The following is a 22,295-nucleotide window of genomic DNA, read 5'->3' as shown; positions in this document are numbered from 1 at the left end:
CGCTAACTGCGAGGTTATTTTTTATTTCCAAACAAGATTAGGAAATCGCCATAGCCTTCTTTCTCTAATTCCTCTTTTGGAATAAATCGAAGAGCTGCGGAATTAATACAGTAACGAAGGCCATTTGGTCCTGGACCGTCTGGAAATACGTGCCCAAGATGTGAGTCTCCTTCTTTACTTCTCACTTCTGTACGTGTCATATTATGACTCACATCCATCTTTTCTTTCACACTTGCTGACATAACTGGTTTTGTAAAACTAGGCCATCCACATCCACTATCAAATTTGTCTAGAGAAGTAAACAGCGGCTCACCTGAAACGATGTCTACATAAAGACCTTCCTCTTTATGGTTCCAATACTCATTTCGAAATGGTGGTTCTGTACCATTTTCCTGTGTTACATAAAACTGCATCTCATTGAGTTTTTCTTTTAAATGAGCATTATCCTTTGGCCAATGTTGCTTAATAAAAGCATCTCGTCCTGAGCCTTTACGATATAACTCATAGCGGAATGTGTTTTTCTTATGATATCCTTGGTGATATTCTTCAGCTGGATAAAATGTAGCTGCTGGTAATATTTTTGTCGCAATTGGTTTTGAAAAGCGTCCACTCTGCTCAAGCTCTTCTTTTGAGGCCTCAGCTTTTTTATGTTGTTCTTCATTATGATAAAAAATCACCGTTTCATAAGACTGCCCGCGGTCGTGGAATTGTCCCCCAATATCAGTCGGATCAATTTGTCTCCAATATATATTTAACAATTCCTCATACGGCATTTTATTTGCATCAAATGTAATTTGTACTGCTTCATAATGTCCTGTTGTTTCTGAGCACACTTCTTTATACGTTGGGTCCTCTTTATGACCGCCTGTATAACCTGAAACAACCTGTATAATTCCCTCCATCTCTTCAAATGGAGAAACCATACACCAGAAACACCCTCCAGCAAATGTAGCCAATTCTACCTTTTCATTTACAGCCATTACTTCACCCCTATTCTATATTCTCCTTACAGTATGGCATAAGAAACATAATGTTATAAAAGAAAAAGCATCGAACATCGATGCTTTTTCTCTACTTCACTTTATTTTGTTCCAACATCCTTCTCAATTTCATCACTTGTCACGTCTAAAACATCTAGTAAGAAAATGAAGATTGGAATACCGATAATCAGTCCCCATACACCTAAGAAGTGCTCTGAGAAAATTAATACCATAAAAGTATAGAAAATCGGTAAATTTGTTTTTTGCGACATAAACTTCGGATTTAATACGTAACTTTCAAGCGCATGAATCACTGTTACGATAACTAAAATATAAACAACGTACATAATACCGCCAATATTGTAAGCAATCATACAAAGTGGGAATAACGAAATGATAACCCCCGCTACTGGAATTAATCCAAGCAAGAAAATCATTAATGCTAAACCTAATAATTGCGGGAATCCTAATATCCATAGTGCAATCACGGATAAAACACAGTTAACAACTGCAATTAAAAATTGTGCTTCGATTACTTTTCCGAATGAACGTGCAAATTTCTTACCGAAGTACTCAATTTCAGTATAGAAAATTGCAAGCCTGCTTTCTTTAAACTTTGCAGTAAAACCAACAATACGAGATTTTTCTAGTAAGAAAAACAAACTCAAAATTAAAGAAAGTAAAACTTGAAGACCAAATTTACCAACATTCGTAATTGATTTATACAAAATGTCTACGCCTTGTCCTACATATTTAGAAAGCTCCATATGATTGACAGCATTAACTGCATACTTAATTAGTTCACTATCTGGTGGGTTTCTTAAAAATACATTGAATTGGTAAATCAATTGTGAAATTTGTATCGTTAATACTGGTAAATATTTAAATAGCGTAATAGCAATTCCACCAATTAACATTACATATAGAAATGCTATAATAATTTTTCGATTAATAGGCATGAAATGATCTAATTTGCGGGAAATAAACTTTTGGAATCGATCCATTAAATACGTGAGAATAAACGTAATTAATATTAAATTCAACATACTTTGCAGCCCGTATAACACGAGAGCAAGTATTACTAATACGAGTAACCTCTGAAATCCTTTGCTTTGAAACAGGTTTTTTATTTGCATAATCGACGAATACTCTCTCCTGTCCTATAAACTAAAACGTTAATAAGTAGATTTCTCTCTCTTTTCTACTTTTAATTATTCATTCATATTAAGATTTTTATAAACTCATTATATGCCTACCTTAACAGGTATATAGTAGCTTACTTCTTATTTTACAATACAATGACCTAATTCAAAACGTATTCTACATAGTATTAATGAAGATTTAAGGAAACTTACATTTTTTTAAATAGGTCTTACCACTACTGTAACATAAAAAGCAAGCTATCAGTAGAAATCTGTCCTACAAATAGCTTGCTTTTCTTATTTTTTAAGTAAGTTTCACTATCAAATGAATGGCATGAACATCGGGATGACAACTACTGTTACAACCCCAACTACCGTTACAGCGATACTTGCCATCGCTGCCTCTACCTCACCCATTTCAATTCCTACTGCAACTCCTAGTGCATGGCCCGCTGTTCCAAGTGCTAAACCTTTTGCAATCGGATGTTTCACTCTAAATGTTTTTAAGAATAATGCTCCTAATGCGTATACGATAACTGCGTTGAAAATAACCGCAAACGATGTAATTGCAGGAATACCACCGATACTTTCTGAAATTGGTAACGCAATTGCTGTTGTTGCTGCTTGTGGTAGCATTGAATTCATTACTGCTGTATCTAAACCGATTGCTTTTGCAACAATGAACACGACAATTACTGAACAAATAGATCCAACCACGATAGCTGATAAAATTTGCCACCAATATTTTTTCAACTTATCAACTTGTTTATATAGTGGGATAGCGAATGCAATTGTTGCTGGCTCTAAGAAGAAACTAATCATTTTTCCACCAGTATTATATTCTTCAAAAGTAAAGTTACCTACCTTTAGAAAGACAATCCCTAATACCATCGCTACGAATAATGGTGTAAATAGGAAGAACCCTTTTGAATGCTTGAATAATAATGTTCCGATTCCGTATGCGATTAATGAAACGACGATTCCGAAATATGGAGTCATTGTGCTTGCCATGTTCATTACCTCCTAACAATATATAAATTCAATGGTTACGCAACCTTTCCGTGCTTGCGTCCTTTATTTACTACTTTCAATTCTTTTGTATCTTCTGTTTCTTTTTCATCTTTTCCTAAAATGAATTGTGCAAATAATCCTGTTACAGCGAGTAAAATAACTGTTGCTACAACAATTACAGTTAAAATTTGTACAAAGTATTGCCCCATTACACCAAGAGAATTAATAACTGAAATACCTGATGGGACGAAAAGGAATCCGATAATACCGGTTAAAGCTGTTCCAAGTGATTCAACTTGCTCCAATTTAATTACTTTTAAACATAATAGACTAAATAAAATAACTAACCCGATTACCGATGAAGGCATTGGAATTGGTAAATGCGTTGCAATAATATTTGAAATTAACATAATAGCTGAGAATATAAATGCTTGTGATAAGAAACTATTTACTTTTTTCGTACTCATTTTGGCCACCTCTTTCGATTTGGTACCTTTATTGTATAGGATATAAACACCAAAGTAAGCGTTTACATAACAGAACGTCAAATATACAGAATCAGTTACAAATATAAAAGGATGAAATACAAAAGCCGCTTCTTAAATACGAAGCAGCTTCTTGAGTTCTTTTGCATATGTACGGCTAACAGGTACTTTCGATCCTTCTTTCATGATTAAATTATAAGTAGAATTGAACCATGGCTGAATTTCAGTAATATGATTAATATTCGCAATAAAGCTACGATGGATGCGCATGAAGCTTGCTTGTGGTAACTTCTTCTCTAAAATTACAAGTGTATCATGTGTTACATACGTTTCCCTCATTGTTTTTACTGTTACTTTCCCATCTACAAGCCCTACATATATAATGTCTTCAATATTCACAAGTACGATTGATTCTTCAATTGGTAATGCTAATTTATGCATCTCTGCTGCTACATCTGTCCCCTTTATTTCGTGCTTCGTTTCTATTTGCGCTTGTTTTTGTTTTTTATACTTCTTTAATGTTTGCACAATACGTTCTTCATCAAATGGTTTTAAAATGTAGTCTAACGCATCTACTTCAAATGCTTGCAGCGCATATTGATCATAGGCAGTAGCAAATACAATTGCAGGTGGATTTTTCATCTTCTTTAATATATTCGCGATTTCAAATCCGTTATCATCGGATAATTGAATATCTAAAAACACAATATCTGGTCTACTTTGCATTAGTTCTTCTAATGCGTCTTCCACACAATCAGCCTCACCAACTATCTCAACTTCTTTCGTTCTCTCTAATAAATACTTTAGTTCATCACGTGCTAACATTTCATCGTCAACTACTAATACTTTTAACACCCGGCTCTTCCTCCCCTACTTTTTTTGGAATAATAAAGGTAATCTCCGTCCCTTTATTTAATTCACTTTCGATATGAAGCATCGTTTCTTTCCCAAATAACCCAATAAGACGTTCATTAATATTATATAAAGCTGTTCCAGTCCCTTTCTTTGATGAAACTACCATCTTTCCTAATTGTTCTAAACGTTCTTCCTCAATTCCCTGTCCATTATCTTTTACTTCAAAGTGAACCATACCCTCTTTTTCAAAAACATGCACTTCCACTTCGCATATTGGTTGCTTCTTCGGAAAAGCATGTCGCAGTGCATTTTCAACCAATAGTTGAAGAACAAATGGTGGTACTAAAGTTGTCTTTAGCTCATCCTCAATATACATCTTTACCTCATACTTATTTGGGAACCTTGCTTGTTCTAGTGATAAGTATGCCTGTACGTGGTTTAATTCTTGCTCTAGTGGAATCAATAACTGACGTGCCCCTTGCAAATTACAACGAAAATACACGCTCAGCTGTAATAGTAACTTCCTTGCTTTTTCTACATCTGTTCGGCATAAAGCTGATACTGTATTAATCGCATTAAATAAAAAGTGCGGGTTAATTTGCGCTTGTAATGCTTTTATCTCCGCATCTTGAAGTAATTTACTTTGCAACTCAGCTTCTCCTAACTCTAACTGCGTGGAGAATATCTTTGCTAACCCTTCTGCTAATTCTTCTTCAACGCGACTTAACTGGTTAGAATTTTTGAAATACAGTTTTAATGTACCTATCGTATTTCCATGTGAAGTTAGTGGAATAACAATAGCGGCTTGTAAGGGACAGCTTTCATGTTGGCAATTAATAACCTCACGTGATTTCGCCTTCATTATTTGCCCTGTATGTAAAACCTCTTTTGATAAACCAGTTATTAAACTATGTGAAGGAATATGGTGATCTGATGCTAATCCAACGTGCGCTAATATTTTCTCTGTATCTGTTAAAGATACCGCATCCGTTCCTGTAAAGCGGTGAATAATTTGTGCCACATGCTTACACGATTCTTCTGTTAAACCTTGACGAAAATACGGTAACGTTTTATCAGCAATACGCAATACTTTATGAGTCTGAAGTGCTTTTGCATTCTCCTCCTGACGCAAAATAGCTTGTATCATAGAAAGTAAAATAAAACTTCCAAAACTATTTACAAGAATCATCGGTATCGCTATTGTTTTCACAACGCTAATTCCATCCTCTATAATTAATAAAATCATAACCATTTCTAAAGATACGATAAAAACACTTAAAACTGCTGAAAACTTAGGAGTAATTGTACGATTATATTTTTTGAAAATATATCCGATATAACCAGTTATAATCCCCGCTAAAATAGAAGAGATTGCGCAGCTTAGCGCTGTCGTACCACCAAGCATATAACGATGAATACCAGCAATAAACCCTACTCCAACCCCTACGATAGGGCCACCAAGTAAGCCACTAATACCAACACCCATAATACGCGTATTCGCAATTGTACTTGACGAAGAAACACCTTGTAACCAATTTTCATTCATAATCGTATTTCCTGCTATTTCAATCCCAGTGTAATTGCTTACAATTGTAAATACCGAAAAAATACAAATAAGCTTAAGCTTATCTACATAGCCATCCTGTTTATGAAGGAGACGTCTGAAAGTTTTAATATGAGAGAGTAAAAATCCTAAAATAACTATAAGTCCGACTCGTTCAATCATCATGAGTACTAAATTTAGCATCTTTGATTCATTCCTTTTTATTTAGTTAGTTTTATTATGGGAAAATAATGAAGTCGGCGTCAAGAAGAACGAAATATTTTTTGAAATATTTTACACATAATAACTTCCTCTTTATTTGACAATACAATAGAAGAGTGCTAAAAATAAAGTAATATAATACAGTCCTTTAACCCAACCCCGTGAGGTTGAGAAGGAAGTCGGAATACAATATACGTATGTTCTTCTTTGGGGATACGTATGCTTTTTTGGCCTTCTCATCATATCAGGTGAGAAGGCCTTTTGTTATTCTTCCATAGCGACTGTAGAAAATAAGGAGGAGTAATAATGAACGTCACTACTGATGTACAACAAATAACAGAGGAGACGAAAGCGAAAAGATATAAAACATTATTTGGTTCTGCGCTAGGATATGCAGCAGAAGGTTTAGATATGTTGCTATTATCTTTCGTACTTGTCTATATTTTAAAAGAGTTTCACTTAAGTCCTGTTGAAGGTGGAAACTTAACATTAGCTACCACAATAGGGATGTTAATTGGTTCTTATTTATTTGGATTTATTGCTGATTTATTTGGACGTATTCGTACAATGGCCTTCACAATCTTACTGTTTTCACTAGCAACCGCACTCATTTATTTCGCAACAGACTACTGGCAATTATTAATTCTTCGCTTTTTAGTTGGAATGGGAGTTGGTGGTGAATTCGGAATCGGAATGGCCATTGTAACAGAAACATGGTCTAAAGAAATGCGCGCTAAAGCGACATCTGTTGTTGCACTTGGATGGCAATTTGGTGTACTGGTTGCTTCACTCCTTCCAGCATTTATTGTCCCGCATTTTGGATGGAGAGCCGTTTTCTTATTTGGATTAATTCCAGCTTTACTAGCTGTCTATGTCCGTAAAAGTTTAAGTGAACCGAAAATATGGGAGCAAAAACAACGCTACAAAAAAGAACTATTGCAAAAAGAAGCTGCAGGTAAATTAACACCTACTGAAGCAGAACAACTAAAACATATAAAAAAATTCCCACTTCGAAAGTTATTTGCCAGTAAAAAAGTAACAATCACAACAATCGGTCTTATTATTATGTCATTTATCCAGAACTTCGGATATTACGGAATCTTCACATGGATGCCAACTATTTTAGCAAATAAATATAACTATACATTAGCAAAAGCAAGTGGCTGGATGTTCATTTCTACCATCGGTATGCTAATTGGAATTGCAACCTTTGGTATTCTAGCTGATAAAATTGGTCGTCGTAAAACTTTTGCAATTTATTATATTGGCGGTACAGTATACTGCCTCATTTACTTCTTCTTATTCACAGATTCAACATTATTATTATGGGGAAGTGCATTGCTTGGATTCTTTGCAAATGGAATGATGGGAGGATTTGGGGCAATTTTAGCTGAAAACTATCCTGCTGAAGCTCGCTCTACCGCAGAAAACTTTATTTTCGGTACAGGACGTGGATTAGCTGGATTTGGGCCTGTTATCATCGGCTTACTCGCTACAGGTGGCAACCTACTTGGAGCATTGTCCCTGATTTTTATCATCTATCCAATCGGGTTAATTACAATGCTACTATGTGTACCAGAAACAAAGGGAAAAGTATTAGATTAAACGTAAAAGAGGAAGCATCTCATTTAAGATGCTTCCTCTTTTACGTTTTTATTTATTTTGATTTACTAGCCTTCTGAAATAAGAATGCAGTTTTATCTTCTTCTTTTACAATACCTTGTTTTAATGCTAATTCTCCCGCAACTTTAGGCGCTAACCATAGCATCGGGAATAACAAAATTGATACCGGAACTGCCGTCACTACGATAAACGATTGTAGCGCATTAATACTTCCTTCACCCATATATAAAAGAATTGCTGCAACTGCTCCCATAATAAGCGACCAAAAAATTCGCAAACTAATTCTAGGATCTCCGTCTCCAGTCACTGCCATTGAAATGGAATACGCCATTGAATCTCCTGTTGTCACTACAAATAAAATTGTTAATAAAAGAAATGCTGGTCCAATAATATTAGAAAGTGGCAATTGTCCTGTAATTGCAATCATAGCTGCCGGCATACCAGATTCACTTAATGCATCCGAGATAGAACCAGGATTCATTAACTCATAAAACACACCTGATCCACCTAATATAGTAAACCAAAACGTTGTAATAATAGGTGCGATAATTCCAATTGCAACAATGATTTCTCGAATCGTTCTCCCTCTTGAAATTCGACTCACTAAAATTGCCATCATTGGTCCGTATCCAATAAACCATCCCCAGAAAAAGATTGTCCAAGATCCTAACCAACTTGTATCACCACGGTATGTGCTCATCGGTATAAACTCACTTACATAAAATCCAAACGAAGAAACAAACGAATCAATAATAAATCCACCTGGCCCAAATAGTAATATGAATGCCATTAACAAAATTGCTAATCTAACATTTAAATTACTTATAATTTGAATCCCTTTATCAATACCTGTTACTGCCGATATGGTAGACACGGCCACTACACAAACAATAATTGCTAATTGAGTAGTAAATACATCAGAAATTCCAAATAATTCTTGTAACCCATAACTTGCTTGTAAACCTAAAAATCCAATTGGGCCAATTGTACCTGCAGCTACTGCAATAATTGCAGCTGCATCAATTATCGTTCCAAGCAGGCTCTTTCTTAATTTTTCCCCAAAAATAGGATATAAAAGCGTTCGAGGTTTTAGCGGCATACCTTTATGATAATGTCCATACATCATAACTACCGCACTAATTGTACCTAAAATCGTCCATGCTAAAAATCCCCAATGCATATAACTTTGTGCTAAAGCAGGCATAACTGCTTCTTTCGTTCCAGCAGATATACCATCATGTATTGGTGGCACCGTCATCAAATGGTACATTGGCTCTGCTGCTGCCCAAAAAACGCCACCTCCGGCAAGTAATGTAGACATAATAATAGCAAGCCATTTTGCCGTACTAATCTCAGGTTTTTCTAATCCCCCAAGTTTAACTCTCCCATATTTGGAGAACGCCATACACATCGCAACAATAAATGTACCTAATAATAAAACTTGCCAGAAGGCACCAAAATATTTAATTGAAAAAGCGAAACTGTTATTAATCGCACTCTCTACATAATCCTTGTTCAAAAAAACTGCAATTACAAATAATAAAAGTGAACCACCGCTAATAATAAACACAGGCCAATCAGTTTTTCGACTCTTCATCCTCATTTACACTTCCTCCTTCCTCAGCAATCTAAAAAAACAACTTTATTATGTTTTATTGTTTAAACCCAAAACACAATAATTATATATGCATAACATTTTATCGACTTCCCACATACTTATGTTGTCCCTAAAAATATGCCAAATCCCTTATTAAAAAGAAAAATTCTCTTTCTCTTACATAAAAAAGCAAAACAAAAGACCTTATATTTCTATAAGGTCTTCGAAACAGAAATTTGATTATAACATAAGGAACTCCTTGGTTCAAAAATCCTCTTCCAAAAATAACCGAGAGTAAAGGCTTCCATTTGCTACATAACAGTAATTAAAAAAAATATATTTTGCAGAAAAAAACTGCACTAAATATTATTTATGAAAGAAATTTGGCTTCAAAATTTCATTCGGATACGGTTTATGATAAATATGAGTGGTAGCTGGAGATAGCGGTGGAATAAGCCACACCCAATTACCTGTTACAACACGACCACAAGCAGCTTCTTGCTTCTCAAATTGCTGAAATTGTTGTGCAGCAGTATGATGATCAACAATACTAACTCCTTGTTTTTTAAAAGAGTGTAGTACGGCAATATTCAACTCAATTAGCGCCTTATCCTTCCATAACGTACCGTTTCTCGATGTATCTAAATCCATCATCTCCGCAACAGCCGGAAGTAAATTATAACGATCATGATCCGCTAAGTTGCGCGCCCCAATTTCTGTTCCCATATACCATCCATTGAACGGAGCGGCTGTATAAGAAATACCGCCAATTTCTAAGCGCATATCTGAAATCATTGGAACCCCATACCATTTTGCTCCAAGTGATGAAATAGGGTATTCTGGGTGTTCAATTGGCACTTCTTTTACTTCTTTCCTCGGAATTTCTTTATATGTAGGCGCCTTCCCGTTTATAGAAAATACAAGTGGCAATACATCGAAATTCGTACCTTCTCCTTGCCAGCCAAGCTCCTGACAAAAGTCCGTAAATGTAGCGGAATGCGAGTCACCGATCACTCCCATTTCTGTTTTATATCCTGCATATCGAATCAATTGGTGATTATAAATTCGTATATTATTTTCCTCACCTTGATATTGCTTAAAAATCGTAATGGTTGGTTTAATTTTTCCATCGTTCGTTGCATATTTAATATGATGAATTAATGCATTATAAACACCCTCTTCATCATTTACTTCGCGCGCATCTAATATGTGCATCTTACTCCAAAATAGTCTTCCAATACATCTATTACTGTTACGCCATGCCATTCGTGAACCATGAACAAGTTCTTCAAATGTATGCTCATATGTCCCTGTCTTCTCTATCTCAATTTGAATTTCTTTTATACGTTCTTCTATCAATTGTTCTTTATGAAGCTCCTTATAACAAATCGTAATAAAATTACTTGCTTCCTCTATTAATTGTTTCGTTTTACTCATAAACAATCTCCTTCTATTTCAACAAAACCTTGCTACTTTACAGTATAAGCAAAAAGGATAGGAGTCACAAATGAAATTGAGAGTGTTACTTTTATTGTAATATTTTTCAGAAAATTAACAGACTTACTATTGACTTATATGGAAAATGGGTGTATTTTTGACTCAGGTAAAGTATTTTTACCTAGACCAACTTTTTTAAATAGAAAGGAGGTAATGTTATGTCTTCATTTCAATTGCCAAAGCTTTCATATGACTATGATGAACTAGAGCCACATATCGATAGCAATACACTTTCCATTCATCATGGAAAGCACCATGCGACATACGTAAACAATTTAAATGCTACTTTAGAAAATTATACTGAATTACATAATAAATCTTTAGAAGAATTGCTATGTAATTTAGATGCTTTACCGAAGGAAATTGTTACAGCTGTAAGAAATAACGGTGGTGGTCACTATTGTCATAGTCTTTTTTGGGAAGTGATGAGCCCACGAGGTGGCGGTGAGCCTAATGGAGACGTTGCAAAAGTAATTGATTATTATTTCAATACCTTTGACAACTTAAAAGATCAACTTTCCAAAGCAGCTATTAGTCGTTTTGGAAGTGGCTATGGATGGCTTGTTCTTGACGGTGAGGAACTCTCTGTTATGAGTACACCAAATCAAGATACGCCTTTGCAAGAAGGGAAAATCCCCTTACTCGTAATTGATGTATGGGAACATGCTTATTATTTAAAGTATCAAAATCGGCGCCCAGAGTTTGTTACCAATTGGTGGCATACAGTAAACTGGGACCAAGTAAACGAGAAGTATTTACAAGCAATTCAATCACAAAAACATTAGTCGTATGTATAAGGTAAATTTGGTAATGTAAAATCAGTATTGTCGAAATCCTCCAGAATCCCCCGGATTGCCACCGGGGGATTTATGATTACTTCATTGTATTTATATAATGTTTTAAAACATTTTTTATTTCTAGTTTCAGCTCTCGGAACAAAAATCCAAATTTACGAGCCTTTCCATTATGTAACGTACAGTTAGTTACCTCATTATAAGGAGCTATATTTTCTCCAGCTTCCTGGATGAGTGCTTTTATTCCCGTCTTCTCTTCTATGAAATGAATAATTTCTTCCGTAGAAACTACCCCGTTACTACAGGCGTTAATTGGTCCTTTCACATTTTCCATTCCGCACCAAGCTAGAAACTCTCCTGCCTCTTTTTCATGTATAAATGACAAAGTTCCATCTACATGATCCACAACGATAGGTTTTTGGTTCACAACACATTCAACGTAAAATTGTAACCTTTTCGTATAGTCATTTTCTCCAATAACAATTGGAAAACGCACTGCAACGACTGGGAATGTTGCATATTGAAATAAAACCGCTTCGGCTAATCGCTTTCCTTCACTATAATTAAAATCATTTCTATCTCCATATGTAATTGCATATTCGTATGGATTGAAGTCCTCTTCTAACAAACTTAATGCAGGTTCATAGACAGCCATTGAAGATGTCATAATATACTTCTTCGTTTTTCCTTTCAAAACTTCACATACCATTTTCGCTGCATTTGAACTATAGCATAAATTATCGTATACAATATCATAACTTTTTCCTTCTAGACGCTCTTCTAGTAGCTTTCTATCTTTTCTATCGACAATTATTCTTTTTACTGCGCTACCAAAAGAATCTTCAGTAACTCCCCTTGTGGCAATTGTTACATCGTGTCCAGCTTGCAAAAGGTACTCTACTAAATGTTTACCAAAAAACCTTGTTCCTCCTAGCACCAACACTTTCTTCAATTTCATCATCCCCATTTTCATGATTTATGAGATACCACCTCTTTTATTATAAAACGCTAATATATAAAAAAGCATGAAATCAGTTTAACGATTCCATGCTTTTATGCAGATCATATATTAACGTACTCGATATTTATAAATACAATAACAGAAGTACAAAATAGAAATTACTGATACATAAACCCATAGTTCATATACGAATCCCTCTCCCCATACTCCCATAAAATAAAATAGTGAAGGTAAAGTCAATGTTACCCATGATTGTACGAAGGCAATCCTTCCAAGATATTGATTGATGTTCTTCTTTTGTGTATTTAATACAAAGAATAAATACCAAAGTAATGCCCACATAAACCACGTTAATGCATTAACAACATCATGGAATTGAACAAATGAAACAACCATATAGAATAAAGCAATAATTGCTACCCAAATACAAAACCATCCTAGACCACTACTATCCATTCCTTTTATAAAAGTAACACCTACATATAAATAAGTTAATCCAAATAAGAAAGTAGCCGCATATGAATACACTGTCCAATTGCTTTGGTCAGAAATCATGATCAAATAAAACGGAATAATAATTTGTAGTGCACCCACAAATAAATTAAAAACACCCGCACTTTTCATCTCTGCTTTCCCTAATATAACAAGACTATTTAAAAATAAAGCTGCCCCTGAAAGTAATAATCCTATATAACCCATATATATTCGTGTGAAAATCTTTACCTTTCACACTTTTAACCTCCCCACACTATAAAGTGATACTGATATTATTTTTCTTCCCATTTAAAACTACATACATAATTTTTCATCTGAATAAGTCAGACCTCCTACCTCAAAAAAGAAGAAACTTAAAACGCTTTCAATAATAAATAATCCTATCAAAACATGAAATAGGATTCCTTGATTATAAACGGACTCTAGCAATGATACAAGTGTTGGAATACTTTTCAATAATACGCTTTCAATTCCCATGAAAAATTAACAAAATAATACATTCCTCTATCTCATTCTACTAGCTTCTAGCATAAGATATTGTAAAATCATATCATTTAAAACAGCAAACGTTCTTTTCTAAATTAGCTAATAAACTTAATGGAAAATGAATAAAAAAAAATGACCTATCGCTTTTATGCAAAGGTCATTTTTTTATTCATCATTAAACTTCTAAATAGCCATTTTTATTATTTGATTGCCATTTCCAAGAATCTGCACACATTTCTTCTAATCCACGTGTTGCCTCCCAGCCTAATTCACGCTTTGCTTTCGATGCATCAGCAAAACATACTGCCACATCACCTGGGCGACGTTCTGTGATCTTATAAGGGACTTTCTTGCCCGAAACTTTTTCAAATGCTTCAACCATCTCTAGTACACTATAACCCGTACCTGTGCCTAAATTATAAGCATCTACTCCTGTTGTACTCAGTACTTTCTCAAGCGCCTTGACGTGACCACTTGCTAAGTCTACAACATGAATGTAATCACGGACTCCCGTTCCATCTTTCGTTGGATAGTCATTTCCAAATACGCTTAACTCTTTTAACTTACCTACTGCTACTTGCGTTACATATGGCATTAAGTTATTTGGAATTCCATTCGGATCTTCTCCGATACGCCCACTTTCGTGTGCACCAAATGGATTGAAATAGCGAAGTAATGCGATACTCCATTCTGCATCTGCAAATGCTACATCACGCATAATTTGCTCAATCATTAATTTCGTTTGACCGTATGGATTTGTTGCACTTAATGGAAACTCCTCCGTAATCGGTGACGTTTCCGGGATACCATATACCGTTGCAGATGAACTAAAGATCATCTTCTTTACATTATGTTTCTGCATTACTTCACATAGCACTAACGTGCTTGTAATGTTGTTATGATAATATGTTAATGGAATCGCTACTGACTCCCCTACAGCTTTAAATCCTGCAAAGTGAATAACTGCTTCAATTGCATTTTCTTCAAAAATTGCGTCAAGCGCTTCGCGATTTAAAACATCTTCTTTATAAAACTTAAATTGTTTTCCTGTTATTTCTTTCACTCGATTTATAGATTCTACCGAGCTATTCGAAAGGTTATCCACTACTATAACTTCGTAACCGCTATTTAGTAATTCTACACATGTATGACTACCAATATATCCTGCTCCACCTGTTACAAGTATTGCCATAATTATAGTCCTCCATATTTCATTCATTATAAACTTCTCAAAGTATATCACATATTTCTTATCCTATGTTTAACATGCGAACACAGAAACTTACATTTTATCCCATAATAATTTTATAACATATATGATTCTAATCAGGTAATAAAAAAACGCCACATAATTTTTATTATGTGGCGTTTTTTTATTAAATTACGTAACAATATACACTTAGAAAATGCGCAAGACTACCTAATAATACAAAAACATGAAAAATTTCATGATGCCCCATATATTTAAACTCTAACCATTTTGGCTTTGTTCCATAAATAAATCCACCAATTGTATAAAAAATGCCTCCAAGTACTAAGAAAATAATGCCTCCTGTACTTAAATTCTCAGCTAACGGTGCAAAGAATAAAACAATTAACCAACCCATCGTAATATAAATTGCTGTCGATAACCATCTTGGACAATTAAACCAAAACATCTTAAATACAATGCCACAAATCGCAGTTGCATAAACTAAACAAAATAATAGTAAACCACTTGCTGAATTTAATGTAATTAAGCAAAAGGGTGCATATGTACCTGCAATTAATATAAAAATCATAGAATGATCTAGCTTCCTAAAGAAGTAAATAACACGTTCATTGGCCACAACACTATGATACACAGCTGATGCCGTATAAAGGACCATCATTCCAATACCAAACAAAATAACAGCTGTAATTGCAGCAAATGATGGCATCTTAATAGAAACTTTCACAAGCATAGCTAATAAGGCAATAAATGATAATATCGCTCCACCTAAGTGAGTAAATGCGTTAACTGGTTCCCTTACATAAGTATTCATAATAACACCCCTCATATAATTACATATAGTTTTAATAACTACATGTAATTATATACATATTTCTTTTTAAGGTCAACATTTACAATTCATTTGTTTCGTAATACCATATTTAAAGATATATTAAACATTAAGTTCCACTAAGTTATAAAAGTGAGGGATTTTACGTGGAAAATATAAATGAATTACTTGAGACATTACATTTAGAAAAAAATATTAAACTTGAGGATATTCCAAATGTTGACTTATATGTAGACCAAGTTGTCCAACTATTTGAGAATACTTATGCAGATACAACAAGAACTGACGATGAAAAAGTATTAACAAAAACGATGATTAATAATTACGCAAAAGGGAAACTATTTATCCCTATCAAAAATAAAAAGTATTCAAAAGAGCATATGATTTTAATTAGCCTAATTTACCAATTAAAGGGCGCACTCTCCATTAACGATATAAAAAGTTCATTAGAAAATATAAATGACTCCTTATTAAACGATGATTCATTCGAATTAAATGCGGTATATAAAAATTATCTTGCTCTTACTGAAAGCAATGTCGAAAGCTTTAAACAAGACGTAAATAAACGTGTTACAGAAGTAAATGAGATTTCTTCCTTAGAAGATACAAAGCTAGAAAAATTTCTACTACTAACATCCTTTGTGACTATGAGTAATATGTATAGACGTTTAGCAGAGCAACTAGTTGATGATTTGAAAAAATCATAAATAAAAAACTATCCACCTATTAAAGTGGATAGTTTTTTATTTACTTAATTGCCTCATGCACTTTTAATTGTTTCCCTTTAATCGTTGTAGTCTTCATGACTTTCAAGACAAGTGGCCCTTTTCCATTTAATATTTCAACATAAGAAACATTGTCTTGTATTGTAATAATACCTATATCATCAGCAGAAACACCTTGAATTTTAGCAATTGTTCCAACGAAATCTACCGCCCTAATTTTCTTTTTCTTTCCGCCATTAAAGTACAATTTCATAATTCCTTTGTTTAGGTCTGCATTTTTATCTTTCTTTATAATTGGTTTAGCATATATCTTTTCTTCAAATACTGCTTTCCCTTTTATAACTTCTTCTTTTGAAGGTGCCAGTTCCTTTGGAATTACAAATCCGATATATTCCTCAATCTCTTCTAAAAATCTATTTTCATAAGGCGTTATAAATGTAATAGCTTTTCCACTATTACCAGCTCGTCCCGTTCTTCCCGTACGATGTACATAGCTTTCTTTTTCTAATGGAATATCGTAATTAATAACATGTGTAATATTATCAATATCAATTCCTCTCGCAGCTACATCAGTTGCTACTAAATAACGGAACTTTCCTTTTCTAAAATCATCCATAACTTCAAAACGATCTTCCTGTACCATACCACCGTGTATTTTGTCACAAGGATAATTAACTCGTTTTAGCTGTCTATATACATGATCTACGTTTTCTTGTGTACGGCAGAAAATAATACAACTATCTGGATTCTCAATCGTTGTTACATCTTTAAGTAGTGAAAGCTTCTCGTCTTCTATTACCTCAAAAAGAGTATGTTCAATTTTATCCGTTGTAATCCCAGCTGCTTTAATTTCGATATGAGTTGGTGAATTCATATATGTACGAGACAATTTTTCAACATCTTCTGGAAGTGTTGCTGAGAATAGCATTGTCATTCTTTTTATAGGTAATTCATCAATAATTGCCTCTACTTGATCGATAAAGCCCATATTTAGCATCTCATCTGCTTCATCAATAACTAAATACTTCAAACACTCTAAAGAAAGGGTACCCTTTTCAATATGATCCAACACACGACCAGGAGTCCCAACTACAATATGTGTCTTTTGCTTTAATTCTAATTTTTGACGTGCAAATGGAGATTTCCCATAAACTGCCGCAGCCTTAATCCTTTTGAATCGACCTATATTTGTAATATCTTCTTTTACCTGTACCGCAAGCTCTCTCGTTGGTGTTAAAACTAATGCTTGTGGTTTATTCTCTTCCCACTCCACCATTTCACAAAGCGGAATACCAAACGAAGCTGTTTTTCCACTTCCAGTCTGGGACTTCACAACAAGATCCTTCTTTTGTAATGCGACTGGAATAACCTCACCTTGTACTTCTGTTGGATGATCATATCCTAACCCAGTAAGCGCCCTTACAATTTCCTTACTTAATTTATAATCAGAAAAACTTTTTTTACTCATATATTAACCTCATTTTATTCTGTATTATTTTCTTTTTTATCTTTTGTATACGTTACTATCACCCTACTTATTATACTTGAAACCTCACATAAAAAGGTGGATCATATCAGATTCATCTTTTTATATAGAAATAAACCTTATCATTTCATATATTGTTCAACTAATTGATAACATCTTTTGCTCGTATTGTTAGCATTAACCCTTTCATAGTACCCTCACCCTACCAAAAAATAAAAAGAATACATACAACCTTGTATAATTATCTCAATTTTTCAACTTTTTTTCATAAACGAACAATACAATTGAAAAAACGTTTTAAATTCGTTTTTAACGTTTTTTTTCAGATATAAAATCTACTTTTTAAAAAAATGTTAAGAAATCCTTTGACTTCTTAATAAAAATAATGTAAATTATCCTATGGACGAACATTTTTGATTAATAAAAATAAAATATTCGTATTTTAGGGGTGTAAATGATGGAAAACGTATTCGACTATGAAGATATTCAATTAATTCCTGCAAAATGCATTGTAAATAGCCGCTCTGAATGTGATACAACTGTCACTTTAGGAAAACATAAATTTAAATTACCTGTCGTGCCTGCAAATATGCAAACGATTATTGATGAAAGAATCGCAACTTATTTAGCTGAAAACAATTACTTCTATATCATGCATCGTTTCCAACCAGAGAAACGAATCTCATTCATTAGAGATATGCAATCACGTGGATTAATCGCTTCTATCAGCGTTGGTGTAAAAGAGGACGAATATGAATTCGTACAACAATTAGCTGCTGAGCAACTTACACCTGAATATATCACGATTGATATCGCACACGGTCATTCTAATGCTGTGATTAACATGATTCAACATATTAAAAAACATTTACCAGAGAGCTTCGTTATCGCTGGAAACGTTGGAACTCCCGAAGCGGTAAGAGAATTAGAAAATGCTGGTGCCGATGCAACAAAAGTTGGTATTGGACCTGGTAAAGTTTGTATTACTAAAATTAAAACAGGCTTCGGAACTGGTGGTTGGCAGCTAGCTGCACTTCGTTGGTGTGCAAAAGCTGCAAGTAAGCCAATTATCGCTGATGGTGGTATTCGTACACACGGCGACGTAGCTAAATCTATTCGATTTGGGGCAACTATGGTCATGATCGGTTCTCTATTCGCTGGTCACGAAGAGTCTCCAGGGGAAACAATTGAAAGAGATGGCAAACTTTATAAAGAATACTTCGGTTCTGCTTCTGAATTCCAAAAGGGTGAGAAGAAAAACGTTGAAGGTAAGAAAATGTTCGTTGAGCATAAAGGTTCTTTAGAAGATACGTTAATCGAAATGGAACAAGATCTTCAATCTTCTATCTCTTACGCTGGTGGAACAAAACTAGATGCTATTCGTACTGTAGATTATGTTGTCGTGAAAAACTCGATTTTCAATGGTGACAAAGTATATTAATTCTTAAATTTAAAAAGAAGGAGAAGCATTTCTATGCTTCTCCTTCTTTTTCATATATAAAAATGTGAAATATTTTTATTTTACTGAATTTTCTAGTATCATATTTTTAGATGCTTTTAATAAGGAGGATATAAGACATGAAAACTATAATTGAGAATCGTCTTGTTCGTGCGGAAGTACCTAACGAACTAAAATGGGATTTGTCTGATTTGTATAAGTCCAATGATGAGTGGCATACCGCATTAAACATATTAGAAAATGATATACAGAAACTTGATGCATTTAAAGGACGTTTACATACTAACTCCACAACTTTATTAAATTGCCTACTTTTAGAAGAAGAGCTTTTAATGAAGTTAACAAAACTGTACTCATATGCAAATTTAAAAGAATCTACTGATCGTACAAATCCAGTTATTCAAGCGAACTCTTCCAAAATTTCTGCTTTATGGACGAAAGTACATACTGCACTATCCTTTATTCATAATGAAATCCTCTCATTCGACGAAGGAACAATTGAAAAATATTTAACTGAAGAAACAAAACTCGAACCTTTCCGTAAGTCGTTACTAGAAATACTCAAAAAAAGGCAGCACACACTCTCTCCCGAAACAGAAGAAGCACTTGCTGCACTTGGCGAAGTTCATAGTTCTCCATACAAAATTTACGGCATGACTAAATTGGCAGATATGGATTTCACTTCTATACAAGACGAACAAGGAAACGAACTCCCTGTTTCATTCTCATTATTTGAAAGCAAATATGAATTTTCTCCAAGCACATATATACGTCGAAAAGCATATTCATCATTTGTTTCCACACTAAAACGATATAAAAATACAGTTGCGACAACATATGCTACCGAAGTAAAAAAACAAGTAACACTTTCTCGTTTACGTAAATATGAATCCGTTACCCATATGCTATTAGAACCACAAAAGGTTCCACTTGAAATGTATAACAACCAACTTGATATTATTTATAAAGAATTAGCACCTCATATGCGCCGTTTTGCAGATTTAAAAAAGAAAGTATTAGGACTCGATCAAATGCTTTTCTGCGACTTACACGCACCTTTAGATCCCGAATTTAATCCGACGATTACTTATGAAGAAGCAGCCACGCTCATTCAAGATTCTTTAAAAGTATTAGGCGATGAATATAGTTCCATAATCCAAAAAGGATTCAAAGAAAGATGGGTAGATCTTGCAGATAACGTAGGCAAATCAACAGGGGCATTTTGCTCAAGTCCATACGGCTCTCATCCCTATATTTTAATTACATGGCAAAATACGATGCGTGGATGCTTCACATTAGCACATGAATTTGGACATGCTGGTCATTTCTATTTAGCAAATAAAAACCAACGTATCATGAACGTACGCCCATCTATGTACTTTGTTGAAGCACCATCAACTATGAATGAATTACTATTAGCTCAGCATTTACTAGCGACTACTGACGATAAGAGGATGCGCAGATGGGTCATTCTACAACTACTCGGCACATATTATCACAACTTTGTTACTCATTTACTTGAGGGTGAATACCAACGTAGAGTATATGCTCTAGCAGAAGAAGGACAGGCCCTTACAGCTACAACTTTAACTGAAATTAAAACAAATGTCCTTTCCACATTCTGGGGAGATTCTGTAGAAATCGATGAAGGTGCGGGCTTAACTTGGATGCGTCAGCCTCATTATTATATGGGTCTATATTCTTACACATATTCCGCAGGCCTCACTGCATCAACTGCAGTAGCTCAAATGATTAAAGATGAAGGACAACCTGCTATTGATCGCTGGTTAGATGTGCTTCGCGCTGGTGGTACAATGAAACCACTTGAACTAATGAAACATGCCGGAGTAGATATGTCAAAACCAGATGCAATCCGTCAAGCTGTTTCTTACGTTGGTTCATTAATTGATGAATTAGAGCATTCTTATCAAGAATAAAAAATAAGCCCTCGCTTTATGAGGGCTTATTTCATATTTACTTCCCAAACCTTTTACGATATCCACATTTCCTACAAAGCTCTTCAACCGCAACTCTTTTTGAAAATCCATCGACAATGTTTGTTGCTCTTTCACCTTCTATAATGTTAGAAAATGAATCATTATTAATATTTCCAAGGTTAATAATCCCTTCACCATCTAAACAACAAGGAATAACCGTCCCATTCGCTAAAATCCCTGCTTGATTACGAAGTCCATGACAGAATCCTTTCCCATCATCCTCTTCTTCATGTAATGCTGGCCACTGGAATTCATAGTCTTGATTAATAAAGACACGTTCTGCAATTTTTATACCTTTTCCTGGTGTAAGTTTCTCTTCAATCTGATAAGATAGATCAAATTCATTTTCAATTATGGATAATAACTCCCTATTTTTCTGAATTTCAGCATTTGTTTTATTATCCTGAGTTAAATTCCATAACCTTAACGATACAATTAAATCTGATTGACTTGTCGCTTCCCTAATGAAGGAAAGTATACTCCTTACATAGCCCTCTTTATCTTGCGAACCTGGGTGTCCATCAAAACTATGCAGTGAAAAATTCATTTGTCTTAACGCGGGCTTATTTAACAGCCTATGCCTTCTCTTATTAATTAACGTTCCGTTCGTTGTAATATTAACTTTAAACCCTTTTTCATGACTTAAGTCTAATAGTTGATCTATTTTCGGATGGAGCAACGGCTCACCCTTCACGTGCAAATAAATGTAGTCTGTGTGAGGTTTAATTTGGTCTAATCTTTTAGCAAAATCCTCTACAGAAATGAATTGCTTCTGCCTTTCCGTCGGCGGACAAAAGCTACACGCAAGATTACACACACTCGTAATCTCCAAGTAAAACTTCTTAAACTTCTTCACCTTTAATTCCTCACTTCTCTAACTACTTATACTTTTTCC

General features: G+C 34.4%; 19 protein-coding genes. 5 read left to right on the top strand and 14 right to left on the bottom strand.

Annotation, left to right across the window (positions count from 1 at the left end):
• Window positions 1–14: 14 nt before the first annotated feature.
• From msrB to lytS, 6 genes are all read right to left on the bottom strand, one after another.
• Window positions 15–980, bottom strand: a complete 966-nt coding sequence (gene msrB, locus ACS2FK_RS09425) for a peptide-methionine (R)-S-oxide reductase MsrB (RefSeq protein WP_000290179.1) — start codon at window positions 978–980, stop codon at window positions 15–17.
• 101 nt (window positions 981–1,081) lie between these two features.
• Window positions 1,082–2,116 (bottom strand): AI-2E family transporter, encoded by a 1,035-nt coding sequence (locus tag ACS2FK_RS09420; RefSeq protein ID WP_001166009.1) that lies wholly within the window; start codon window positions 2,114–2,116, stop codon window positions 1,082–1,084.
• A 327-nt stretch (window positions 2,117–2,443) separates the two neighbouring features.
• The gene (lrgB, locus tag ACS2FK_RS09415; protein WP_063549223.1) at window positions 2,444–3,133 is read right to left on the bottom strand and encodes an antiholin-like protein LrgB; all 690 of its coding nucleotides are present in this window, start codon (window positions 3,131–3,133) and stop codon (window positions 2,444–2,446) included.
• A gap of 35 nt (window positions 3,134–3,168) precedes the next feature.
• A complete protein-coding gene (lrgA, locus tag ACS2FK_RS09410; RefSeq protein WP_023523620.1) occupies window positions 3,169–3,600 on the bottom strand; it encodes an antiholin-like murein hydrolase modulator LrgA in 432 nt (143 codons plus the stop codon).
• Between the two features lie 132 nt (window positions 3,601–3,732).
• Entirely contained in the window at window positions 3,733–4,473 is a 741-nt protein-coding gene (locus tag ACS2FK_RS09405) for a LytR/AlgR family response regulator transcription factor (protein ID WP_000921848.1), read from the bottom strand.
• Window positions 4,451–6,220: a two-component system sensor histidine kinase LytS gene (gene lytS / locus ACS2FK_RS09400; RefSeq protein WP_000933592.1), complete on the bottom strand. Its 1,770-nt coding sequence runs from the start codon at window positions 6,218–6,220 to the stop codon at window positions 4,451–4,453. The genes ACS2FK_RS09405 and lytS overlap by 23 nt, the downstream gene beginning before the upstream one ends.
• A 324-nt stretch (window positions 6,221–6,544) precedes the next feature.
• Here lytS and ACS2FK_RS09395 point away from each other — a divergent pair, with 324 nt between their 5' ends.
• The gene (locus ACS2FK_RS09395) at window positions 6,545–7,843 is read left to right on the top strand and encodes an MFS transporter (protein WP_016513283.1); all 1,299 of its coding nucleotides are present in this window, start codon (window positions 6,545–6,547) and stop codon (window positions 7,841–7,843) included.
• Window positions 7,844–7,895: 52 nt separating this feature from the next.
• Here ACS2FK_RS09395 and ACS2FK_RS09390 read toward each other — a convergent pair whose 3' ends face one another.
• Together ACS2FK_RS09390 and ACS2FK_RS09385 are read right to left on the bottom strand one after the other, a co-directional pair.
• The gene (locus tag ACS2FK_RS09390) at window positions 7,896–9,464 is read right to left on the bottom strand and encodes a BCCT family transporter (RefSeq protein WP_001242450.1); all 1,569 of its coding nucleotides are present in this window, start codon (window positions 9,462–9,464) and stop codon (window positions 7,896–7,898) included.
• Window positions 9,465–9,824: 360 nt separating this feature from the next.
• Window positions 9,825–10,895: a nitric oxide synthase oxygenase gene (locus tag ACS2FK_RS09385; RefSeq protein WP_063549225.1), complete on the bottom strand. Its 1,071-nt coding sequence runs from the start codon at window positions 10,893–10,895 to the stop codon at window positions 9,825–9,827.
• Window positions 10,896–11,113: 218 nt separating this feature from the next.
• On the opposite strand from ACS2FK_RS09385, the gene sodA reads away from it, so the two are divergent.
• A complete protein-coding gene (sodA, locus tag ACS2FK_RS09380) occupies window positions 11,114–11,740 on the top strand; it encodes a superoxide dismutase [Mn] (RefSeq protein ID WP_000094037.1) in 627 nt (208 codons plus the stop codon).
• Window positions 11,741–11,828: 88 nt separating this feature from the next.
• On the opposite strand, the gene ACS2FK_RS09375 is transcribed toward sodA, so the two are convergent.
• From ACS2FK_RS09375 to trhA, 4 genes are all read right to left on the bottom strand, one after another.
• Window positions 11,829–12,722: an NAD-dependent epimerase/dehydratase family protein gene (locus ACS2FK_RS09375; protein ID WP_140157170.1), complete on the bottom strand. Its 894-nt coding sequence runs from the start codon at window positions 12,720–12,722 to the stop codon at window positions 11,829–11,831.
• A gap of 96 nt (window positions 12,723–12,818) precedes the next feature.
• On the bottom strand, window positions 12,819–13,409 hold the full coding sequence (locus tag ACS2FK_RS09370) for an AmiS/UreI family transporter (protein ID WP_000540540.1): 591 nt from the start codon (window positions 13,407–13,409) through the stop codon (window positions 12,819–12,821).
• Between the two features lie 457 nt (window positions 13,410–13,866).
• Window positions 13,867–14,883, bottom strand: a complete 1,017-nt coding sequence (gene galE / locus ACS2FK_RS09365; RefSeq protein ID WP_063549227.1) for a UDP-glucose 4-epimerase GalE — start codon at window positions 14,881–14,883, stop codon at window positions 13,867–13,869.
• A gap of 184 nt (window positions 14,884–15,067) precedes the next feature.
• Entirely contained in the window at window positions 15,068–15,715 is a 648-nt protein-coding gene (trhA, locus tag ACS2FK_RS09360; protein ID WP_001099728.1) for a PAQR family membrane homeostasis protein TrhA, read from the bottom strand.
• 164 nt (window positions 15,716–15,879) lie between these two features.
• Here trhA and ACS2FK_RS09355 point away from each other — a divergent pair, with 164 nt between their 5' ends.
• Complete coding sequence (locus ACS2FK_RS09355; protein WP_000427876.1) at window positions 15,880–16,440, top strand: DUF1836 domain-containing protein; 561 nt, start codon at window positions 15,880–15,882, stop codon at window positions 16,438–16,440.
• A 40-nt stretch (window positions 16,441–16,480) separates the two neighbouring features.
• On the opposite strand, the gene ACS2FK_RS09350 is transcribed toward ACS2FK_RS09355, so the two are convergent.
• Window positions 16,481–17,926, bottom strand: coding sequence for a DEAD/DEAH box helicase (locus ACS2FK_RS09350; protein ID WP_063549229.1), 1,446 nt, complete (start codon window positions 17,924–17,926; stop codon window positions 16,481–16,483).
• 475 nt (window positions 17,927–18,401) lie between these two features.
• Between ACS2FK_RS09350 and guaC the strand changes: the two genes are divergently transcribed.
• Entirely contained in the window at window positions 18,402–19,385 is a 984-nt protein-coding gene (gene guaC / locus ACS2FK_RS09345) for a GMP reductase (protein WP_000432447.1), read from the top strand.
• Window positions 19,386–19,522: 137 nt separating this feature from the next.
• On the top strand, window positions 19,523–21,340 hold the full coding sequence (gene pepF, locus ACS2FK_RS09340) for an oligoendopeptidase F (protein WP_063549231.1): 1,818 nt from the start codon (window positions 19,523–19,525) through the stop codon (window positions 21,338–21,340).
• Window positions 21,341–21,377: 37 nt separating this feature from the next.
• Here the strand turns inward: pepF and ACS2FK_RS09335 are convergent, their stop codons facing one another.
• Entirely contained in the window at window positions 21,378–22,256 is an 879-nt protein-coding gene (locus ACS2FK_RS09335) for a radical SAM/SPASM domain-containing protein (protein ID WP_000713633.1), read from the bottom strand.
• Between the last annotated feature and the right edge of the window lie 39 nt (window positions 22,257–22,295).

It is taken from the genome of Bacillus cereus group sp. BceL220 (genome assembly GCF_051776965.1).
Classification (GTDB): Bacteria; Bacillota; Bacilli; order Bacillales; family Bacillaceae_G; genus Bacillus_A; species Bacillus_A cereus.
Note: the sequence above shows the minus strand (reverse complement) of the source record. Positions and strands in the feature narration are given on the sequence as shown.

Excerpts from the sequence above, each read along its gene's own strand:
- msrB (WP_000290179.1), bottom strand. The coding sequence starts at position 980 with ATGGCTGTAAATGAAAAGGTAGAATTGGCTACATTTGCTGGAGGGTGT.
- ACS2FK_RS09350 (WP_063549229.1), bottom strand. The coding sequence starts at position 17,926 with ATGAGTAAAAAAAGTTTTTCTGATTATAAATTAAGTAAGGAAATTGTA.
- ACS2FK_RS09385 (WP_063549225.1), bottom strand. The coding sequence starts at position 10,895 with ATGAGTAAAACGAAACAATTAATAGAGGAAGCAAGTAATTTTATTACG.
- ACS2FK_RS09375 (WP_140157170.1), bottom strand. The coding sequence starts at position 12,722 with ATGAAAATGGGGATGATGAAATTGAAGAAAGTGTTGGTGCTAGGAGGA.
- ACS2FK_RS09370 (WP_000540540.1), bottom strand. The coding sequence starts at position 13,409 with ATGGGTTATATAGGATTATTACTTTCAGGGGCAGCTTTATTTTTAAAT.
- pepF (WP_063549231.1), top strand. The coding sequence starts at position 19,523 with ATGAAAACTATAATTGAGAATCGTCTTGTTCGTGCGGAAGTACCTAAC.
- lrgB (WP_063549223.1), bottom strand. The coding sequence starts at position 3,133 with ATGGCAAGCACAATGACTCCATATTTCGGAATCGTCGTTTCATTAATC.
- ACS2FK_RS09390 (WP_001242450.1), bottom strand. The coding sequence starts at position 9,464 with ATGAGGATGAAGAGTCGAAAAACTGATTGGCCTGTGTTTATTATTAGC.
- ACS2FK_RS09395 (WP_016513283.1), top strand. The coding sequence starts at position 6,545 with ATGAACGTCACTACTGATGTACAACAAATAACAGAGGAGACGAAAGCG.
- galE (WP_063549227.1), bottom strand. The coding sequence starts at position 14,883 with ATGGCAATACTTGTAACAGGTGGAGCAGGATATATTGGTAGTCATACA.
- guaC (WP_000432447.1), top strand. The coding sequence starts at position 18,402 with ATGGAAAACGTATTCGACTATGAAGATATTCAATTAATTCCTGCAAAA.
- sodA (WP_000094037.1), top strand. The coding sequence starts at position 11,114 with ATGTCTTCATTTCAATTGCCAAAGCTTTCATATGACTATGATGAACTA.
- lrgA (WP_023523620.1), bottom strand. The coding sequence starts at position 3,600 with ATGAGTACGAAAAAAGTAAATAGTTTCTTATCACAAGCATTTATATTC.
- ACS2FK_RS09420 (WP_001166009.1), bottom strand. The coding sequence starts at position 2,116 with ATGCAAATAAAAAACCTGTTTCAAAGCAAAGGATTTCAGAGGTTACTC.
- trhA (WP_001099728.1), bottom strand. The coding sequence starts at position 15,715 with ATGAATACTTATGTAAGGGAACCAGTTAACGCATTTACTCACTTAGGT.
- lytS (WP_000933592.1), bottom strand. The coding sequence starts at position 6,220 with ATGCTAAATTTAGTACTCATGATGATTGAACGAGTCGGACTTATAGTT.